Source organism: Methylobacter sp. BlB1 (assembly GCF_015476545.1).
Taxonomy (GTDB): domain Bacteria; phylum Pseudomonadota; class Gammaproteobacteria; order Methylococcales; family Methylomonadaceae; genus Methylobacter.
Window position 1 is genome coordinate 26,816 of the sequence record NZ_JADMKV010000033.1, and the last position, 20,518, is coordinate 47,333.

The window sequence follows — 20,518 nt, forward strand, 5'->3', positions numbered from 1 at the left end:
AAGCGCGGCCATGCGGACATAGCCGCGCAAGGTCTCGACGCTGCGGTGCCGCAAGGGTTGTGTTGCGTTAGCGGGAGGAGCCGCAGTTCAGGTAAACTACGCGACCTTAATACCGTTCAGAAAAAACTACATTAAAAGGAAGTTTAATGGCTCAAGTAAAAATTTACGGCATTCGGGAAAAGCTGGCGCCGGTGCGCGAGCGTTTGTCGGAAACCATTCACCAATGTGTCATGGAAGCCTTGCAGTTCCCGGCCGACAAACGCGCGCATCGTTTTTTCATGATGGAGAAGGAGGATATGCTTTATCCGCCAGGGCGTACCGATGCTTACACCATTATCGAAATCGCAATGATCGAAGGCCGCAGCATTGAAGCAAAGAAGAAGCTCATCCGTCTGCTTTTCGATAAAATCAGGGATGAAGTCGGCATCGCGCATCAGGATATCGAGGTGTGCATTCAGGAAAGCCCCGCGCACAACTGGGGCTTCAGGGGCATGCACGGCGATGAAGTCAAACTCAATTATAAAATCGATGTATGAATTTATTCAGGCGTTGGTGTTTCAACGGACATCGGGCATTTTGAAAACGCCGTATGTGATTCCAAGACCACACGCCCTGTTATGAATGACTGAAATGAATACTCGCCGCCACGGCAGTAGAAAACTGATTGAGTTCAAGATCAGCATTGAAAAAATTGCATTAGGTAGTATTACGTATTATGCTTCGCTTCGTGCTTGGCGCATCAGTATTTATGTTAGTCAGGCACTAAAGAGGCTGCAGTCTGGATTGGAAGTATGGACTCGGCGCATCAGCGGCAGAGAAATCCATTGCAGAACTCCAGTCCGGCTACGGGCCGGCTTTATTTTGTCTGATCGCCCATTCCGACGGGATAGGCGAATCTGTTCCTTACACTAGATCACAGGATGTCATTGTATGAATAAGTTCAAAAAACGGTTGTGGGTAATGGCTTGCGGTTCATTACTTGCAAGCATCGGTATCAGCCAATCTGTCCATGCCGCTAATAATATTCAGCACTTTAAACAAAAAGGGTCGGGTGCGTCGGCTCAATGGGATCAGTCTGACGACTGCTCTTACTCCAGTACCTCCGTATATGTCTCGGAGACCGAAACACCAGGCGCCTCCGGCGAGTCGGCGCCATTCGTCAGCGTATGGGTAAATACCTACAACTCTTGCAATGGAACCTCACACAGCATTTCCGGTTATTCATACGCTGATATCCAGTTCAACAAGAACCCGGGATTCAAGCCCAGCACACTGGTTGCGACCATCCCCGCCTCAGTGTGCAGCTATGACTATAATACGGATTCATGGTGGGGATCGTATACATGTGAGGAAAACCATACCATCGATGTCGATCTTACCTGGACGCCTACTGAGCATCCAACACACTCCAACAGCCATTACAACTACGGTTCGCCCACTTATAAGTTTTCATCCCACAGTGTAGGGTCTACGGCGGCCGCTACAGTTTCGGGAACCGTCAAACAGGACGGCTCTCTCGACTTGATTACCGGCAGCTTGACGTACGGACAGGTGTATTCTGACCATTCCGGCAGCATATACCTGGGCGAGTACCCTATCTTTTTGCCCCAACCAGTAGTTGCCTACTGACAATAAGGGCGGCACAAGCTTGAACCGCCTGTAAGCCGTGCTGATGTTAAACGGGAAGCGTCTAAGAAATTCGGGCGCTTCCCTTATCAACGCATCTTAAAAAGTTCTATTTCTTCGTAAGGCTTGAGTCGAACTGAGGTTAATTAAGGAAACCCATGAGCAGTTATCAGCTACAAACTGAAATTGAGATTGATGCAACCCCCGACCAGGTCTGGGCAATTCTTACAGATTTCACAGCCTATCCGGAGTGGAATCCCTTTATCAAATACATTCATGGGCTTCCGCAGCATGGCGCCCGGCTTGAAGTGCGCATTCAGCCAAGCGGAGCCAGAGGCATGACTTTCCGTCCGTCCGTTCTGATGGCCGATGCCGGCCGGGAACTTTGCTGGCTTGGCCGCTTCCTGCTGCCCGGCTTGTTCGACGGCGAGCACTGCTTTGTGATCGAGCCTCTTGCCAGCGGAAAGGTGCGGTTCCGGCAAAGCGAGCAGTTCAGCGGCGTGCTCGTGCCGGTATTCAGAGGCAGTCTCGAGCGGGATACGAAGCGAGGTTTTGAAGCGATGAATCAGGCGTTGAAAGCGCGCGCCGAAGCAAGCCAATCAAACTGACTTTTTAGGATAAACCTTTATGAAACCAATTGATCGCACTTGTGCCGAACATTACGTCTGGGGCGATGCATGTGACGGATGGCATCTGGTAAAGCGCGATGACATGTCGGTCATCGCCGAGCGTGTGCCGGCCGATGCAAAAGAAATTCGTCATTTTCATGCAATTGCGCGGCAGTTTTTTTTCATCCTGAGCGGTTGTGCCGTTCTCGAGATCAATGGCGAGCGTTTCTCCTTGATGGAAGGCCAGGGCATGGAAGTCGCCCCCGGCATTTCGCATCAGTTCTTGAATGAATCGTCCGAGGATGTTCACTTTCTGGTCATCTCGCATCCGAGCACCAGAGGCGACCGTGTCGATGCCTGATTTTGCGCCGCCTTCAATTTCAAAATACTAAATACTATGAAAGACACAACCGCCAAAATTGCCGGCATTGACAATTTCCGCGCTGTCGACGCTACGCTCGCGACATCAGGCCAGCCCACGGAAGATCAGCTGCGGGCTGCGGCGGCCGAAGGCTATGAAGTCGTCATCAATCTCGCGCTTCACAACCATCCTCGCTATTCGCTGCCGGATGAGTCGGGTCTGGTGGAAAGCCTGGGCATGACATACGTCCATATTCCGGTCCAGTTCGACGCTCCCGGCGAGAATGAGCTGCTGGCTTTCTTTGAAGCCATGGACGCGCACAAAGACAGAAAGCGCCATATTCATTGTTCCCTCAATAAACGGGCGACCGTATTCCTGGGATTGTACAACATGATCAGGCTGGGCCAGGCTGAAGCTGACGCGTTCGAGACCATGAGGTCGGTCTGGGAACCCGACGAGGTCTGGGCCGCATTTATAGCGGAATTTATAGCGGACATGCAGGCCAGGCATGTTGCTCACTCTCCGGCCCGCTGACCGGCATCAGCCCGGCCAGATTAAAAAATCTGTAATTCTTGCCGTAAATCCATAACGCCACATTGACGCTCCCCCATTGGGTACAACAGAAAATTAATTTTTCGTGTGATGGCGTACATAAATTTCATTCTTCTTGCTGTAGGGTAATTTTTTATCAGGAATACGTGCCATAGTCTGTTTGCTTTCCTCTGCATCGGGCCGTTATATCAAACGTCGGCCCAGACGCGACTTTTCAAGCCGAGAGAGAAGTTATGCCATTTATCCGCCGCTTATATAGAACGCTACTTTTATTGGCAGTTTTCGCTGTTGCCATGTTTTCTATCAGCGCCTATGCGCATCAGGAACAAGCCGGAGCCGGTCTTACAGAGAAAGCCCGGCTCGGCGAGATTCGTTTCCCGACTTCTGCCCGGTCGGAAAAGGCGCAAGCCCATTTTCTGCGGGGAGTCACGGCGCTGCATTCCTTTTCGTATGAGCTGGCGCTCGACGAGTTTCGCAAAGCCACGGCAATCGAGCCGGATTTCATGATGGGCTATTGGGGCGAGGCGATGGCGTACAATCAGCCGCTCTGGGGAAAGCAGGACGCTGATGCTGCGCGTAAGGCGCTCGCAAATATCAAGGACATCCCCAAGCTAGGCCCAAGGGAGCGGGCTTATCTGCATGCAGTAAAGCTATTGTATGACGAAGGCGACAAGGCCTACGCCGCCGCTATGGAAAGGCTCTACCGGGAATACCCGGACGACCTGGAGGTGGCAGCCTTTTATGCGCTGGCCCTGCTGGGAAGCGTCCGCTCAGACGATCCTGCCGGTCTGCGAACCCGGATCAGGGCAGGCGCCGTCGCGTTAGAGGTGGCCCGAAAAGCACCCGATCACCCCGGCGCAACGCACTATATCCTTCATGCGTTCGATGACCCGGATCACGCCATTCTGGCTCTGCCGGCCGCGCGGCGCTACGCCGAAATCGCGCCCGAAGCGCCTCATGCGCTGCACATGCCGTCTCACATTTTCCTGCAGCTGGGGATGTGGCCGGAAGCCGCTTCGACGCAGGAAGCGTTATGGGAACAGCAGAAAAACAGCCCCGTCAGCGAGCGCGACTACCATAACCTTTACTGGCTGCATTATGTCTATTTACAGCAGGGCCGCTACCGCGAGGCGGAGGCATTGCTGACGCTGATGCAGAAAAATCTCTCGGAGTTTCCTAAAGATGACAGCGTTTCCCTGGGCTACGTAACCTTTCTCAATTCCGGCATGGCCGCCGCCTTCATGCTTGAAACCGGACGCTGGGAGGCGGCAGCCAGGTTGATTGATCCCTTACAGAGGCGCTTTGGGCACTTCGTTGCGGCTGTCGAGGACAATCCCGGCCCGTACCAGGGGCTGGCCGGCTACGTCGAATCGCTATGGATCTACACACGCGGCATGGCGGCCGCAAAAATGAATTCGCCGGATGCCCGCAAGCATATTGAAGCGCTGCAAGCCATGGCGCAGCGAGCCGATAAAGAGGATCTGCCCGGCATCGGATTGCCTCTGCCGAAAATATCGGAAATTCAAAGACTGGAGATTGCTGCTGTGGCAAGCGCATCGAAGGACAGACTGGATGAGGCTATCAAGCGTATGGAAAAAGCGGCGGCCATCGAGGATTCGGCGCCGCCTCCCCCGGGACCGCCTGCGTTGATCAAGCCCGCGCACGAATTACTCGGCGAAATGCTCCTGCAGGCAGACCGTCCGGCGGAAGCTGAAAAGCAGTTTGGGGCGGCGCTTGTTCGGCACACAAGCCGGGCGCGTTCATTACTGGGGGTTGCGCGGGCCGCCGCCCGGCAGGGAAAATGCGAGAACGCCATGAATACCTATGCCGAGTTCCTGCATCAATGGCAACGGTCCGATAAAGGCCTGCCGGAGATACAAGAGGCGCAGGACTATTTAAAGCGAGCCAGAAGCGATGGAATGTGCTGAACGCATTGACACGCACCGGCCAGGAGCGATGGGTTTCCTTTGACAGTCTATCCTGTCTGCCTTTCATCCTATGGTATTCATACGTATTGCGTATTTAATTCAATATAGTAATTTTGAGTTTCCACAGAGCAATAGCTTGGGAATCTTTGACGTGACAGAGCGGGGCATTTACATCTTCACGTCAACCCTGAACAATCAGCCAACGGCCGAGGCGGTGTGAAAACTCACTGATGAATCTCGTCCCTTTTCCAGGTTGTTCTGACAATATGAGATCGTGTCTTTCCGTCAATTATTTTCGTTTTGATACCGCCTGGCGGTTTATTTAAATACTGAAAGCTGAAGGAGATACTTCTATGAAATTGAAACACGCTACCGTTTTAATGGGCGCTCTCGCGCTTGGCCTCAGCGCCCAATCCAATGCCGCCGAGCATCATACGGCTCAGGCGCTGGAACACTCAGGCATGGCGACGGCCCATGGACAGGATGGCCACGCCGACCAGCTGCTCAAGCATGCGGAAGAAGGCTTGAAACATGCTGAAGCTGCGGAAAAAGAGCATGCTGAATCTCATAAACATATGACAGAAGCCATTGATCATTTAAAACAAGCCATAGATCATGCCAAGAAAGACCATGCCGATGTAGCGACCAAGCATGCCGAAGAAGCGATGGTGCATATGCGCAAATCGATTCCTCAATAAGTCTCTAATAGTGAAGCCGGTTATCGGGCGTTCATGATAGCCGGTTTCGTTCTCCGTGATTTTGCCGTAAGCGGGCCGCCTGATTGTTATGCCGTCTAAAAACGGCCTTGTTTTCAATTCCGGTAACCGGGGTGAGAGCGATGCCTGCATCGCGATTTAAAACCGCCGGGCCAGCCGCGATGCAGGGTATCGCTCCCACAGGATCAGTCAATAATTTTTAAGGGTTCTTTAAGGAATTTTTCCCATATACGCTCAGACCGACAATCTGTAAGATTTTTATTACTCTAGTTCTTGCACTTAGCGGGAACCGTAATAACAGACAGGATCAGTCGAGACAGCTCATGAAAATCCAGAGGTCGTTTTTTCTTTTAACCGTATTGACGGGCATGGCTGCCATCGGTGCGGGGATGGGATATGGCGGCAAGGACAGCGCCAAGCCTTTCGTTGCCCCGGCCATAAACTTCAAAGAGCCATCGGCGCCAACGCTCGCCGTGAAGCCTAAGCCTTCAAGCGACGAAGCAATCAAAATACCTGAATTTGCGCCTTTGGATAGCGCCGTCGCCGAACCGGTCCGGCCCAGCGCCGGACAGTTGCCCGGCACGTTTCGCGGCGACTGGGGCGAAACGCTCATTTACGCCCGCAATGACCGGGTTAATTATGAAGATGCCGCCTATATAAGCCTGGAGGATGACAATCAAAACCAGCCGCCATCCACGAGCCCGGCATTTTGGCGCAGGGTGAAAAAATTCAAGACGCCCGATCCGGAAGCCTGCCTGTCTCCGGTCCAGGGCGCCGATCTGACCAAATGCGACTTTACCGAAGAAGTTAGCTTAAAAGACCGGAATCTGAACGGCGCGGTCCTGAGCAAGGCGTGGCTGGGCGGCGAGCTGGGCAGCGCCGATCTGACCGGCGCCAATCTGAGCGGTGCCGTCGTGAGCGGTTCGCTGGTGATCGGTCCCGATACCCGGCTCGATCATGCCAATCTGTCAAAACTGCAATCCGACGGCAACAATCCGCTGATTGCCGAATCGGCCAATCTGAGCAACACCAATTTCTCCGAAGCCAACCTCTATGGCGCCAAAATGGCGGGCGCGAACCTGACGGGAGCTGATTTGACCGGCATCACCCTGACCGGCGCGGAGCTTTCTGAAACCCGTCTTGAGGGCGTCGGCCTGAGCAAGGCCAATTTGACTTTCGCCAACTTGTCGGCCGGCGTACTGGCCGATGCCGCATTGAATGAAGCCGATCTGACCGATGCGAACCTGACGGAGGCCGATTTCTCCCGGGCCAATCTGCAGCAAGCGAATCTGGCCGGCACCGAACTGGCAAGAGCCGATCTTTCGGGCGCCAATCTGCGCGGCGCCAACCTGATGGCGGCCAAAAATACCAACAGCGCCATCATCGATAGCGAAACGGATTTCACTGACGCCATCTGCCCCGATGGCGTCAGTGTAGACGGGATGCAGGTTATGACCTGCGTCGGACACGGCTTTTAAAGCCATTGTCCGAGTTTCAAGGAAGAAATTTTGATGTCTGTCCCCAGGCATTGAGGGTCGGGGGACAGACGGTTATTTTTATAACATAGTTAGGAAAATTCATGAAAGAAACATCACTTCTTAGCGCCATGCTCGGCGTTCTGGCTATCACCTCCACCTCGGCAATGGCAACAGGATTTGTGACCTTGCCGTCAACGGGCTTTACGGTATCCGGCGGTACCTCAGCCTATACGCTCTGTAATGTAACTGGAGACTTCGGATCGGATGAATCCACGCCTCCGACATTCTCTCCCAATGGCGGCGCCAACAACACCTGTGCCGTGTCCAGCAACAACCCGCCTTTGACCGGCTACACCAAAGTGGCGGAGGCTACGCGCAATCTCACTACCAGCGGTATCACAGTTGGCACGCTGACCGACCAGGTCTGGCGGGATTCAGCCGGTACAAGCTGCGTTTATGCCGCCAAAATCCGCATGAACAACGTCGATTCCGACCCCAATACAGCGGGCACGCAATATTTTGAAGTCAACGACGTTCAGCGCGCCGGCTTCAGGGACCGGGGGCCGGTTTCCATTGCCTACAATTTCGTGACCCGCGGCGGAGGACAGTCCGACGAAGTGCTGTTCCGGGCCGGGCTGACCCATAATGCGGTGGTGCATGAACCGGGCGACGACGACCAGCCGCTGACTTCGGTAGCGCCGATCAGCACCAACTGGGTAGACTTCACGTCGGACGTTAACTACAACGATCCGGACGGCTCCTCCATGCGCGATTCATCATGGTTCTACGTCAAGAGCGGCTGTACATCGGCTACGCCGACAGCAGTTTCCGGCGTCTTGCAAGTCCGTGAAATGGGGCAGGAAGGCCAGGCCCTGCGGACAATTACGCTTTCCGGTTATGCGCCGGCAGGGGCTGATAACCAAGACTAATGAGGCGGTATTAATCGTCTCGACTCAACCGGATAGCCAGATAAGCCAATAACCTGGCAATCTGGCACGACGGTTGGGCCTGGCGCTCCTTGCGGCCGGACGGCAGCCAGGATAACGCCAGGGACAGTGGTCGAAAGGGCGGGTATGATGGGATATTTCGATACCCCGCATCCCGCCCTTCCTTTTCGCCCTTGCGCCATCGGACTTGCGGAGCTTATCCCAGATCACTGTGCTCATCATGAAGATTCGATGCCAGATATCCTTTTTTTCTCAGGTACTTGACTGAAGCGGACAAGGCCACGGCCAGCAAAACGAGCCCAGCCAGAACTGCGAAGACTAAGCGGCTCTCGTCGAACCCGTAGAGATAATAGGTCTTCCACGCGACCAATGCGCTGCCGATCAGCAGTGCCTCGACGATCGTTCCGGTTTCCTTGTCGAGCGCTTTGCGCCAGTTATAATGGTCGAACTCCTGCAAGGTTTTACCCAGGCCGCGCAGATTGGGCCAGAAGCGATTGACGGTTTTCGTGTAATGGTCAAACTCCTGACCAAACTTTTTCCTGAGAAAATCCTCTTCCGCCGAGATGACGGCGAGATAGACAAATCCGAAGGACAGGAAGATCAGCAGGCTAAGCAGGGGCGAGCCGTAGAGCAGGCTCAATCCCATCGTTATCAGGAAATTCCCTACATACATCGGATTGCGCGTGTGCGAGTATAAGCCTTTCACGACCAGCCTGGTGGCATATACTTGCCGGTTTTTTCCACCGCGATGAATGTAGGCAAGGCCAATGGTCGCCAGGCGCAATGCCTCACCGGCCAGAGCGGTCATGAGCCCGAGAATCACCATCATCTGGTCGAGCGCGCGGCTTCCGAGGAGCAGGGACGGTTTAATCATGATGATCAATGCGACCGCGATTCCAGGCAACAGCAACTTGCGCGCGTGATATAAGACATTGCCCGTGGAGACCAGGAAACGGTTAAATGGGCTGATGGTGATCGACTGCATAGTAATAAGTTCCTAAAAGATCGGGGAAAAATGTCTCTCATGCTTTAAGGCTGCGAAAATCGCCAGTACGGCCTGGGCGTTTGGCGGCTGCAACTTCTGACTGAGGTGCTGCACTTCAGTCAACCCGTTTGAGTTCAACAAGGTTTTTCGGGCCGCCGCCGCGGTCGCGGCAATGCTGGAAAAATTTACGCATTTTAGACATTTCGAGAATGTGCCGTGTCCGGCATTCGAATGCCGGACACGGATGCTATTCATTCTGACAGGTGCGCGGCAGTCCAGTGCCTGCAGTGCTTGGGGTAATCATGTCAGTTGTGTAATTATTGTATTCTCTAGTGTTTGCTGTAAAGTAGAATTATTGCCCTATGCTAAGATATAAGCTTGGAGAATCGGCAAGATTCTCACGGTCAACCAATCAGCTTTCCAGAGCGATTAATTTTTGGATTCTCATGTGTAAAGATCAAGTTTTTAAGGAACAAATTCAAAAGACTGCGGATTTTAAATTCGGCACGGCGGTTGCCAATGTATTTGACGACATGGTGAATCGTTCAGTGCCTTTTTATGGCGAAATCCAGCGCATGATGGCGGAACTGGCTGGCGATTACGCCGCTGCGGGTACGGATGTCTACGACCTGGGCTGCGCTACCGGGACGACTCTAATCGGCATGAACACTTCGATACCCGAGGATATTCGTTTTATCGGCATCGATGATTCCCCCAAAATGCTGAATAAATGCCAAAGCAAACTGGAAGAAGCCGGATTTAAACGCCCTTTTGAATTACGCGTTGCGGACTTGAATCAACAGGTCGAAATCTCCAATGCCTCAGTAGCGGTTCTGTGCCTGACACTCCAGTTTATCCGTCCCATCAAGCGGGAAAAATTGCTGCAATCCGTTTTTGACGGTTTAAACAGTGGCGGCGCGCTGATCCTGGTGGAAAAAATATTGGCTGAAAACAGCCGCTTCAACAGAGACTTCATCGAGTACTACTACAACTACAAGCGACGCAATCATTACAGCGAGATGGAAATTTCGCAAAAACGCGAAGCCCTGGAAAATATTCTGATCCCTTATAAGCTCAGTGAAAATATCGACCTGCTGCGCAATACAGGCTTCGCGCATTGCGAAGTGTTTTTTAAGTGGTATAACTTTGCCGGACTTATTGCGGTGAAACAGTAACAGGGCCAGATTGTCGGGCAGCGCTCCCACAAGCTTGCGTAAATCCTGCTGGTTTGCTCCATCCGGAACCCTTCACGGCACGGCAACACCATGACATTAATCAACCGGTGCTGCCGGCCGTCAACTCTTGGAAGCTGTTCAGTATCTTACTTCCAGCCCCACCCAATAGGCTCTCGGCGCGCCGGGGCCGATGAACGTGCTGTTCAGCCAGTCCCTGGAATTGTAGTTCCAGCCGCTGGGGCCTACGGCGCCTCTTTCGGATGGCGAGAAAGGATTGATGCCCAGCCGTCCGGCCGTGGCGTAATCACGATCGAACAGGTTGTTGATCATGCCGAAAAACGACACGCCCTTGGCGACTTCATAACGGGTTTTCAGGTTGAAGACCGCATAGCCGGCAATGCGGCCCGAGTCCTTGTACTGGCGCCCTTGGGTCAATACCTGCCTGGTTTTGTTTCTGTTAAAAGCATAATAATAGTCATAGTCGCCTTGCGTATGCTCGTTGTTTTCGTTGCCGCGCACGTAGGATGACGAGTGCGCAATCATGGTCACGCCCAGCATCCATTTCGGGGTGAGATGGACGTTCAGATTGGCGCTGATGTTATGCAGCGGTATGCCCGGCATGCGGTCGCCCGGGTTGATCTCGATCATGTCCTGGCCGGCTGCCAGCGGCCGGCCGGTCGAATCGTAGGGGATCTGTCTGGCTTCGTTCGGCGATAGTACGGCAGCGCTGCTGTTGTGCGGGCTCACCATGAACAGGTGCGACTGGAACGTCGCATCGGTATAACCGTAATTGACCTGAAGGTCGACGATGCCGACTTTGCCGGAAAAGCCGAACTCGATGCCCTGCCGCCGGGTATCGCCGATAGTATCGAAGAAGCTGCGGTCAGGGGTGATGCCGACCAAGTAGATGTCGTCCTTGAGATCGGTCCGGTATAGGCCGGCGTTCCAGTCCCAATCGCCGAAGATCTTGCCGCGCATGCCGAATTCGTAGGAGTTGGCGAAAATCTGCGGCAGATACGGGTCTCCGGACAAACTGGTCGGCAGCGTGCAGGAGCCGCCGATGGTCGCCAGGCTTTTCGGCACCATTTGCGTATTGTTTGGATCGCCGGGATTCTGCCGGAGCAGGGAGCCGTCATAGGCGCAGCCCAGCTCCACGCTGGAGGGCACGCGGGTGCCCCGGCTCCAGTTGAAGAACAGGTTCAGGTGTTTCAGGTCTTCATAGGCCACATCCTGGTTCTTGAACGGCAGGTAACTGATGCCGGCCGAGGGATTGAAGGATGTGTAATCGAAGGCATCCGAGGTCGGCGTGTCTCTGTGTTTGCCCAGGCCGAAATAAGGGTCCTGGGACAGGTAAACCGTCTGAAGAAAGTCCCTGTCGGAATAGTTGGGCTCAGCCGGACAGGAGGTCGGGTCGGCGCCGTTGCAGAGAATCGTGTTCGGTCGGTAGGCATTGCGGTCCTGATAGGCGCCCAGGCTTGCAGCACCGGCGCGGGTGCGGGCTCGCATTTGATTTTTCACACGCGTATAGTTGTATCGGCCGGAAACGCTCAGATGCAGATTGTCGATAGGCGAAAAGGTTTCGCTGAAATAACCGCTGAAGGTCGTGGACTTGCCGGAAAACGCGTTATTCCGGATATCTTCGCGCGCGGCTGTAAAAATGGGATCGATATGAGAGGGATCGCTGTATACCCGGTGCGAGGCATCGATCAGGCCCAGGCGCTGGCTGGTGTCAAAATCGGTGCGGGCGTAATCGACGGAGCCGCCCAGCATGAATTTATGCAGATCGTTGTTCCAGTTGAGCTGCAGAGACCCGCCGTCGGTCAGTTGCCCGATCGATGTCTTGCTGAGCACGCCGATCGGCGTGCCGTCGATGTAACCGGCCGGGGAGTCTTCCGGGTCCGTCGATATCGGCGGGGTATTGTCTCCGGCCGCGCCGTTGCGCGGCCCGGCGATTGAGTTATATCTGATCTTGGTGCAGGGCTCTTCCATCGGCGGCGCGGGTATCAGATAGTTGTCATCTCCAAAGGCTAAATTTTCCTGATTCAGGGTGCCCGGATCGATGGAGAAGTCGCCATCCCGGTCCAGGCCATAGTCCTGGATGCCGTCCCGGTTCGCATCCGGGTAGCGGCAGACGGGGTCGCCGGATGAGTCGTCTCTGGGCGCCATGGGCTTGCTCTGATCGCTGATCTCTATTTCCGAGAAATCCTCGTAAATATCGCCGGCGACGGCCTCGCGGCTGCTGTCGCGGCGATAAATCTGGCCAGTCAGGCTCCATTCGTCGTTAAAAAAGAATTCTCCGCCCAGCGTGTACTGCTGCAGTTCGTTTTCGGTGCTGTCCGGCGAGGTGAACACTGACGCCGGATTCTGCCGGTAAAGATCGGTCGGGATCAGGCCGTTGCCCAGCAGGGTATTGCCGACCAGCAAGCTGCTGAAGCGGAGCGCGTAGTCGTCGCCGCGCAGATCGAAGCGGGCAAAGCCCTGGATGACCTGGGAAGGCGAGTTGACGCGCCAGCCTTCTTCATCGAAGCCGGTGAAAGCGATGAAACTGCCCAGCGTGCCGTTGTTCCAGCCGGCCGACAGTTCGCCTTTCTTGCGGTCCCAGGAACCGCCCTGAAAGCTCAGATTGGCCCCGGGGTCGTCGAAGCCGTTTTTCGTGCGCAGCGACAGGGCGCCGCCCAGCGTATTCAGGCCGAACAGCGGATTGGAGCCGGGGAAAACGTCCATGCTTGCGAGGACGTTCATCGGGATCAGGTCCCAGTTCACGACATCGCCGAACGGCTCGTTGACGCGCACGCCGTCGAAAAACACCGACAGGCCCTGCGGCGTGCCGATCTGCGGCGAGGCGGAAAAGCCGCGGTAGGTGATATCCATCTGGAAGGGGTTGCCCTGATAGTCGTTGACGTTGACCGACTGCAGGCGGCTGTTCATCAGATCGCCGAGGCTGGTTGCCATGGATTCCCGGATGTCTTCGCTGGTCACGGACTGTATGTTGCCGGGAATCTGTTCCCTGTCGAGCTGCAGCCCTTCCAGAGGGCCGAGTTTGGCGGTCGGCTTGCCGTTGATGGTGATAGTATCGAGTTCGACGGCATCGGCATCCTCCGCCAGACACGGGGTCGTATTTACCGACAAGGTGGCGGTGAGCAGGAGTAAACGGGATTTTTTGCCCAGCCTGAATGAACCGGGTGCGGGTTTCAAGGACATAACGACTGACTGTAAATGGGAATAGCTTGGTTGGGTTGGCGCCGATAAACAAGCCGGCCATTTTATTAGGCAGGTAAGGACATGAATATGGGAAAAATTCCCTTATTCAACGACGGATATGAATACAGGAAAAATTCCTTGCCGCCTTGCGTAAGCATGTAGAGGCGGCTTCAGTCGCCCTGCCCTTTGCGTTTTCCTGCTTGCAGGCGGGGCAAAATAATAAGCCGCCTGGACGGCGGCTTGCCATTATTCATCCCTCATTCGATGGCTTGAATCGCGCCTTCAAGCACCTGGGTTTTCGGACGGCAATTAAAGGCGCGATAGTGCAGCGGCCGGATTTCCCGGCCGCCGAGACTGTTTCCCTGTCGTTTGCCGCTCATGGCCTCCTTATTGCTGCATGGCTATGTAGCATGGCGTGGGGCCACAGTAGACATTATTCAGTGAAGCAATCTTGCCTTCGTAAAAACCCACTTCATGAGAGGGTTCCCATGAATCCGGCACCCATTGATCGCCCCAGAAATAACTAATCCGTTTTCCGGGATTAGAAGATTGCATTATTGGATGACAGCCTGCCAGTTCGACCACCTGATCATAAGTCATTCCTACCTCGACTTTGGCTAATTGCTCATCCTCAGGTTTGCAGGTGAAAGCAGGCAGTTCTGCATTCTCCTTGTTGCCCTGAACGCAGTACATGCCGGTAACCGTCTCGCCATCGTCCTGCGTATAAGTGGTTTCAATAAAATCGGAGCAATTCTGGCTGTGGTAAATCACACGCGGCGTAGTATCCTGCGGGGGTGTAGTGTCCTGCGGCGGTGTAGTATCCTGCGGCGGTGTAGTATCCTGAGGCGGCGTAGTGTCCTGCGGCGGCGTAGTGTCCTGCGGCGGCGTAGTATCCTGAGGCGGTGTAGTGTCCTGGGGCGGTGTAGTGTCCTGAGGTGGAGTCGTAGGGTCTTGCGCGGCTTCAGAGGAAAGAACGCTCAGCAATGTCAGATCCGAATTCAATCCCAATCTGACATTCACGTACTCGACCTTATCGTTAACTGCCACCTCGGGGATAGTTATTGTGCCGGTAGCGGGGTCATAAACGGCGAAAGTCTCGGCAACAGCAGGCTTTTTAAAATCAATAAGATTGAATGTTCCGTCCGGGTTTAATCTCAATTTGACATCTACAAACTCGACTTTACCGTTAATCAGCACTTTTGAAATTGTCGCCATGCCGGTAGCGGGATCATAAGTGGTGTTTGCCGCAGTGGAAGCAGGCGCTTCAGCAGGAGCCTGAGGGGTTTCAGCGGAAAGAACGCTGAGTGTTTGGCCCGAAATGAATCCTAACCTGACATTAACATACTCGACTTTACTGTTAACTATCACTTCCGGAATGGTTACAGTGCCGGTAGCGGGATCATAAGTGGTGAAAGCCTCGGAAGCAGCAGGCTGGTCAAAACCGAAAAGATTAAATGTCCCGTCCGGGTTTAATTTCAACTTGGCATTGGCATAGGCAACTTTACCGTTGACCAGCACCTCCGGAATAGTGGCCGTGCCGGCAGCGGAATCGTAAGCGGTGCTTGCCGCGTGACCAAGCGTTGTCAGGAACAGGGCATTTAAAAATACCGCCAGCTTTTTTATTCTCATTCTCTTCATTCTTATAATCCTGTTGATCAGCTATGCGGCTTTGAAATTTGCGCACGATTGGCGTCAAGCGCATAACTAATGACTGTCATTGGAAATAGCTCTGTTGGGTGTCGTCGATAAACGGACGGGGCATTTTATTGGGCGGGTAAAGTCATGAATATGGGAAAAATTCCCTTATCCAGTGACAGACATGAAAACGGGAAAAATTCCTTGCCTGCTTCGCTTGAATCCGTGTTCCCTTGTGCTATGGCCCAAGAGAATGATGCGTACCTTGACTGCCTGGAACTAATTGCGGGTCTTTTCGAGAGGGAAGAATTGAAAAATGAATAAGGCTGGCATAAGGGTTTTTTAGGGCTATGGAAAGCGTACCAAATCTAACGGCGCACTTCTTTCAACAAGCTATCCCATGGCATTTTTCTGTTACGGCGGCTTCATCCCGTCAGTCTTTGGCCGCTATGAACAGTCAGTTTTGAGCGGAAAAATGACCCGAGCCAGACTGTCGAAAGCTGGCGATATAAGTATTCGCACATATCCCAAGACGCTAACTTAACGCTTAACCTATCCCATTGTTGATACTTAGATCTCTGTACTCCGCCGCGCTATGTAACGGCATCAGCATTATCGCTAGGCACAATCCGGACGTCGCCGTTTTCGGCGACGCTGTGCCGGCATTGGGAGGCACGGACGCAGACTGCAAGGAGGTCCTATGGTGACTTTTTCGGTTCGATGCATGCGCCATGCAGGGTTGGGCACCGTTGCTCTTCTCGGGGCACTGCTAACGCCGCTGCCTGCGCCCGGCAGTGTGATGCTGGCGCAGGTTGCCTCTGGCATAGGCAGCACCACCGATATCCAGAATGCGCGTGATGGCTCCGGCCGGCTATTCTTCGTCCAGCAGACCGGCCAGATCATGGTATGGAAGAACGATGTCGAGACAGAGTTCCTGAATATTTCAAGCCTGGTTTTGGCCGGAGGCGAGCAAGGTTTGTTGGGCCTTGCGTTCCATCCGGACTATCGCAACAACGGCTTCTTTTACGTGAACTATACGCGCAGGCCGGACGGTGCGACAGTGGTGGCGCGCTATTCGCGCAGTGCGAACGATCCCGACGCCGCCGAACCGCGGAGCGCAGCGGTATTGTTAACGATCGCGCAACCCTACGCCAATCACAATGGCGGCGCAGTGCGCTTCGGCCCCGACGGTTATCTCTATATCGGGATGGGCGATGGCGGCTCGGGTAATGATCCGCAAAATCATGCCCAAAATCTCACCAGCCTGCTGGGCAAAATACTGCGCATCGACGTGAATACCACGGCCGGCCCGCTTCCCTACGGCATTCCGCCCGACAATCCGCTTGTCAGGTCGCCGCAGCCCGGCGTGCGCGCCGAGATTTGGGCGTACGGACTGCGTAACCCTTGGCGGTTCAGCTTTGATAGAGCAACGGGCGATCTGTTCATCGGCGACGTGGGACAGAGCTCGCGCGAAGAGATTGATTTCGTCCGCGCCGGCACCGCCGGCGGAATGAATTTCGGCTGGCGGGTGATGGAGGGCACGCAGTGTACGAATCTTCCCGGCGATCCGCCCTGCAACGATCCTCGTTTCACTTTCACCCGACCTATCGTCGATTACGATCATGGTCAGGGTTGTTCCGTAACCGGCGGTTATCTGTACCGAGGCCGTGCGGTGCCCGAGTTGATAAGTGCGAGCTCGTCCGAAGAGGGCCAACTGTTCAAAGGCGTCTATGTTTTTGGGGACTTATGCAGCGGCACGATCTGGCGTATCAGCGCAACGGCAGCCGGGGGCGTCTCGAAGTCAGTGCTGTTCGACTCGGGCCTGTCTATCACCACTTTCGGCGAAGATGAAAACGGTGAAATCTATGTTGCCGATGCGACTGCCTCGAAGATATACAGGCTCGCCAGCACGGCGCCAGGCGATACGATCAAGCCTGCGATCGCTATCACAAGTTTTCCTGACGCGCTGACTTTTCTTCAGCGTGGCGTCGCCTCTCAGGTGATAGCGATTCGGGCATCGGATAACGTCGGGCTAGCGAAGGTTGATCTTTTTGTTAATGGCAATCTTTTCCTGACTTCAAAGTCCGGCCAGATCGATCAAGTTGTCGACACCAGCAAGGTTCCTGCTGGCGTCTATGAGCTGCGTGCGGTGGCGACCGATACCGCAGGCAATGCTAGCCAGGTGATCAAAGGCGTCATCATCCTTGAGACGTCCTCTGCGAATGTTTCGATCATCAACGGATTGTGCAATTAATTTCCTTGAGGATGATGATGTGCCAGTCAAGCGGCGCTTTGATGCTGCGCCGCTGTCTTTGAGCAATGAATGGCGAGGCCGGATCAGAACTGCTTCGACCAAGCCAGCTGGAACGAGTATTGGTGCATTTCCAGATCGATGGTCTGCGTGGGGCTTAACGGATTGGTGCCGCTGACGGTATAACTGGGCGAATACATGAAGGCGAAGCTCAGTTCGTCGTCCTTGCCCAGCGTGCGGCTGAACCCGGTCGTCAGATGCCACTTCTGAACGCCCGGCGCCAGGATGTTGAACAGCACTTCCGAATCGGAAATCGGCTGCTCGCCGTAGCTGATGCCCGCGCGCCAAGTCCACAGCTCGTTTTGCTTCCACTGTGTGCCGAACTTGAAGACGGTGATGTCGTCCCAGCCGAAGCCGGCGCCGCTGTCGTCGCCCAGCCGCGCCATCATCAGATTGGGGAGCATGGGATTGGCTTTCGAGCTCACGGCGCTGTAGCGGATATGCTCCAAGTCGAAGGCTGTGGTGAGCTGGTCGGTGACATCCCAGGCTATCCCGAAGTTGAAGCTTTCGGGTATGTCGAAGTCGCCCTGCTCGGCGAACAGTCCCGCATAATCCTCAAACCGCGACATGAAGATGCGGCTTTTGTAGGAAGCGCCTAGGCGCAGGCCCGGCAGCGCTTCGTACAGCGCGCCGACGCGCACGCCGCCGCCGAAGGAATAATCGTAGCCCTGGTTGGACAGGTGGCCTGGATCGCTGGAAAAAGGCGCAAACGCATTCAGGCCTCTGGCCTTGAAGCGCTGGATCGCGAAAATCGGTGCGATGCCGACTGAGGCGCGCCCGTCCAGAAAGGAATACGCATAACTGGGCACGATGAATCCCTGCGCCAGATCGACGCCGGCAGTGCCGGCGCAATAGGTGCCGGAGCCGCCGGGCGGGCACAGGGGATTGGGCGAGGCGACGTAATCGGTGTTCATGCCGCCGTTGCCGTAGAGCGCCACCCCGATGGTTTGCCGGTTATCGAGCCGATAGCTCCAGCCGATAGTCGGAACGGCAAAATACTCGCTGTCGCTCTCCACGGTGCCGGGATTCAGCGGGAAAGCGCCGGGCATCATGGTCGGCTGGCCCGTTACCGTGTATTCCCGGCGCGGACTGAAAACTTCGACTTCCAGGTCCAGCCTCTCGCCGACAAAGGCCATGCCGGCCGGATTCACGGCCACCGCGATGGCGTCCTGAGGCAGGGCCGTGGCGGCGCCGGCCATGGCTTTGCTGCGCACGCCATAACCATGGGAGAAATAGCCATTGGTTGCCTCCGACACGCCTGGCAGGCTTATTAAAGCGGTTATGGCAATGCCCGGCAGATAGTATTTTGCTCGTAAATTCATTAATGCCCCCCTTGTTTTTGTGTTGAATCCTTCTTTTGGTTTTTGCCTGGACCGATGAACAGTGCAGTGAGGCGCATTGTAGTCAAGCTTATATTTTCAATAAAACGATCAAATTAGATTGAAATATTCAATAAATAGATAAAGATGATTGCGCAGTTGCTCAAGATGTTAAAAATCCGTACCGTTTAAGCCGGTGGCGCAGGATATTGCGGCTGATGCCAAGCAGACGAGCTGTCTGCACCTGATTGTTCTCGCAATAGGCATAGGCCGTGCGGATGATGGTTTCTTCCAGCGTATCGAACAGATTGGCTGCCGGCTGCTCGTACAAGTCGGCCAATACCGTTTCCAGAGGCTTGATCGGGGAAGACAGGGGCGCACGCGCGGGCGCACTAAGCGGACTGATGACGCTGGTGTTTAAATTCAGGTCTGCGGCCGCGACCCTGCCATTCCGGCAGATCAGCAGTGCATGGTGAATGATATTTTCCAGTTCGCGGATGTTGCCGGGCCAGGCATAATCGAGCAGCGCGCGTTCCGCATCGTCGCCCAACATGACAGAAGACAAGCCCATCCGTTTGCCGTAGCGTTCCAGAAAATGCCTCACCAAGGGCAGAATGTCGCCCGGTCGTTCGCGCAGCGGCAATAAATTCAGCGCCGCGACATTGAGCCGGTAATACAAATCCTCGCGGAAGCGCCCGGCTTGCACGGCCGCACTCAAATCGATATTGGTCGCGGCAATCAGGCGCACATCGATCGGAATGGCCTGGCGCGCGCCCAGGCGTACCACCTCGCGTTCCTGAAGGACGCGCAATATCTTGACCTGCGCTGAGAGCGGCAGATCGCCGATTTCATCGAGAAACAGCGTGCCGCCGTTAGCGGCTTCGAACCAGCCGCTGCGGGCATTCAGTGCGCCGGTGAAGGCGCCTTTCTCATGACCGAACAATTCGCTTTCCACCAGCGATTCCGAAAAAGCGCCGCAGTTTACCGCCACGAACGGCCCGTTTTTGCGATTGCTGAGCGCATGCACCTGGCGGGCGGCCAGCTCCTTGCCGGTGCCGGTCTCGCCTATGATCAGCACAGTCGCCTCGCTAGGCGCGATGCGCTGAATATAATCGAACAAATGCCGCGATGCCGGATCGGCAAAAACCAGCGCCGTTGCCCTGATGGACAAGGCATGCGAGCTAGGATCAGGCAGCGTGATCAGCGGTCCGTCCTGAAACTCGGGTGAGGCATTGTAAAAGTCGGAATCTCTGTATTTGGCCATAGTTGTTATTCGGATTGTGGCTGGACCTTAATGGGTGTTGCGAATTACTTTAACAGTTAACATATATGAGTTTAAATGATCATTTTTCATAACATTATCTGTTACTGACATATATAAGAAGCTATCCAGGCTATCTCATGAAACCACGAAGAACACGAAGCGCACGAAGAAAAGCAAGGTGTTGTCATTTCTTCCCATCACTTCATGAATTCATCCAGAAATAGTTGCAATCATTTGAATTAAAAAGTCTTCATATCTTTCGTAATAAAAATATTTTGACCAATAACTGATGTTACGACAGGCATCCGTTCCCGTTTGCCGCGCCGAGCACCGGAGCTTTTAACAGATCAGGCCCGCTAGGGGCGCGGCAGGGATGCCGCGCGTTGCCAAAGGGACAGGAGTCCCTTTTGGC

Annotated in this window: 18 protein-coding genes; 12 read left to right on the top strand and 6 right to left on the bottom strand. The window is 54.6% G+C overall.

The features are described from left to right. Positions 1 to 146 precede the first annotated feature (146 nt). The 9 genes from IT781_RS13340 (at position 147) to IT781_RS13380 (ending at position 8,198) form a co-directional block, all read left to right on the top strand. Complete coding sequence (locus IT781_RS13340; protein WP_194970658.1) at positions 147 to 536, top strand: tautomerase family protein; 390 nt, start codon at positions 147 to 149, stop codon at positions 534 to 536. A gap of 394 nt (positions 537 to 930) precedes the next feature. Continuing rightward, positions 931 to 1,629 carry a hypothetical protein gene (locus IT781_RS13345; RefSeq protein WP_194970659.1) on the top strand — a complete coding sequence of 233 codons (699 nt, stop codon included), beginning with the start codon at positions 931 to 933 and terminating at the stop codon, positions 1,627 to 1,629. A 155-nt stretch (positions 1,630 to 1,784) separates the two neighbouring features. After that, the gene (locus IT781_RS13350) at positions 1,785 to 2,234 is read left to right on the top strand and encodes an SRPBCC domain-containing protein (protein WP_194970660.1); all 450 of its coding nucleotides are present in this window, start codon (positions 1,785 to 1,787) and stop codon (positions 2,232 to 2,234) included. Positions 2,235 to 2,253: 19 nt separating this feature from the next. Further along, positions 2,254 to 2,595 carry a cupin domain-containing protein gene (locus IT781_RS13355; protein WP_194970661.1) on the top strand — a complete coding sequence of 114 codons (342 nt, stop codon included), beginning with the start codon at positions 2,254 to 2,256 and terminating at the stop codon, positions 2,593 to 2,595. Between the two features lie 36 nt (positions 2,596 to 2,631). Beyond that, on the top strand, positions 2,632 to 3,129 hold the full coding sequence (locus IT781_RS13360; RefSeq protein WP_194970662.1) for a protein tyrosine phosphatase family protein: 498 nt from the start codon (positions 2,632 to 2,634) through the stop codon (positions 3,127 to 3,129). A gap of 311 nt (positions 3,130 to 3,440) precedes the next feature. After that, on the top strand, positions 3,441 to 5,075 hold the full coding sequence (locus IT781_RS13365; RefSeq protein WP_194970663.1) for a hypothetical protein: 1,635 nt from the start codon (positions 3,441 to 3,443) through the stop codon (positions 5,073 to 5,075). 353 nt (positions 5,076 to 5,428) lie between these two features. Continuing rightward, entirely contained in the window at positions 5,429 to 5,773 is a 345-nt protein-coding gene (gene smbP, locus IT781_RS13370; protein WP_194970664.1) for a small metal-binding protein SmbP, read from the top strand. Between the two features lie 341 nt (positions 5,774 to 6,114). Further along, complete coding sequence (locus tag IT781_RS13375) at positions 6,115 to 7,269, top strand: pentapeptide repeat-containing protein (protein WP_194970665.1); 1,155 nt, start codon at positions 6,115 to 6,117, stop codon at positions 7,267 to 7,269. A 101-nt stretch (positions 7,270 to 7,370) separates the two neighbouring features. Continuing rightward, complete coding sequence (locus IT781_RS13380) at positions 7,371 to 8,198, top strand: hypothetical protein (RefSeq protein WP_194970666.1); 828 nt, start codon at positions 7,371 to 7,373, stop codon at positions 8,196 to 8,198. 214 nt (positions 8,199 to 8,412) lie between these two features. On the opposite strand, the gene IT781_RS13385 is transcribed toward IT781_RS13380, so the two are convergent. After that, positions 8,413 to 9,201 carry an isoprenylcysteine carboxylmethyltransferase family protein gene (locus IT781_RS13385; RefSeq protein WP_194970667.1) on the bottom strand — a complete coding sequence of 263 codons (789 nt, stop codon included), beginning with the start codon at positions 9,199 to 9,201 and terminating at the stop codon, positions 8,413 to 8,415. A gap of 446 nt (positions 9,202 to 9,647) precedes the next feature. Here IT781_RS13385 and cmoA point away from each other — a divergent pair, with 446 nt between their 5' ends. Beyond that, positions 9,648 to 10,376, top strand: coding sequence for a carboxy-S-adenosyl-L-methionine synthase CmoA (cmoA, locus tag IT781_RS13390; protein WP_194970668.1), 729 nt, complete (start codon positions 9,648 to 9,650; stop codon positions 10,374 to 10,376). Between the two features lie 138 nt (positions 10,377 to 10,514). Here the strand turns inward: cmoA and IT781_RS13395 are convergent, their stop codons facing one another. The 3 genes from IT781_RS13395 to IT781_RS13400 form a co-directional block, all read right to left on the bottom strand. Continuing rightward, the gene (locus IT781_RS13395; RefSeq protein WP_194970669.1) at positions 10,515 to 13,577 is read right to left on the bottom strand and encodes a TonB-dependent receptor; all 3,063 of its coding nucleotides are present in this window, start codon (positions 13,575 to 13,577) and stop codon (positions 10,515 to 10,517) included. A 257-nt stretch (positions 13,578 to 13,834) separates the two neighbouring features. Next, a complete protein-coding gene (locus IT781_RS22610) occupies positions 13,835 to 13,957 on the bottom strand; it encodes a hypothetical protein (protein ID WP_255528700.1) in 123 nt (40 codons plus the stop codon). 7 nt (positions 13,958 to 13,964) lie between these two features. Continuing rightward, positions 13,965 to 15,215 (bottom strand): hypothetical protein, encoded by a 1,251-nt coding sequence (locus tag IT781_RS13400; RefSeq protein ID WP_194970670.1) that lies wholly within the window; start codon positions 15,213 to 15,215, stop codon positions 13,965 to 13,967. 144 nt (positions 15,216 to 15,359) lie between these two features. On the opposite strand from IT781_RS13400, the gene IT781_RS13405 reads away from it, so the two are divergent. Beyond that, positions 15,360 to 15,536 (top strand): hypothetical protein, encoded by a 177-nt coding sequence (locus tag IT781_RS13405; protein ID WP_194970671.1) that lies wholly within the window; start codon positions 15,360 to 15,362, stop codon positions 15,534 to 15,536. A gap of 376 nt (positions 15,537 to 15,912) precedes the next feature. Beyond that, positions 15,913 to 17,466: a PQQ-dependent sugar dehydrogenase gene (locus IT781_RS13410; RefSeq protein WP_228779142.1), complete on the top strand. Its 1,554-nt coding sequence runs from the start codon at positions 15,913 to 15,915 to the stop codon at positions 17,464 to 17,466. A gap of 83 nt (positions 17,467 to 17,549) precedes the next feature. On the opposite strand, the gene IT781_RS13415 is transcribed toward IT781_RS13410, so the two are convergent. After that, positions 17,550 to 18,845, bottom strand: coding sequence for an OmpP1/FadL family transporter (locus IT781_RS13415; RefSeq protein ID WP_194970672.1), 1,296 nt, complete (start codon positions 18,843 to 18,845; stop codon positions 17,550 to 17,552). A 160-nt stretch (positions 18,846 to 19,005) separates the two neighbouring features. Continuing rightward, positions 19,006 to 20,106, bottom strand: a complete 1,101-nt coding sequence (locus IT781_RS13420) for a sigma-54-dependent Fis family transcriptional regulator (RefSeq protein ID WP_194970673.1) — start codon at positions 20,104 to 20,106, stop codon at positions 19,006 to 19,008. Between the last annotated feature and the right edge of the window lie 412 nt (positions 20,107 to 20,518).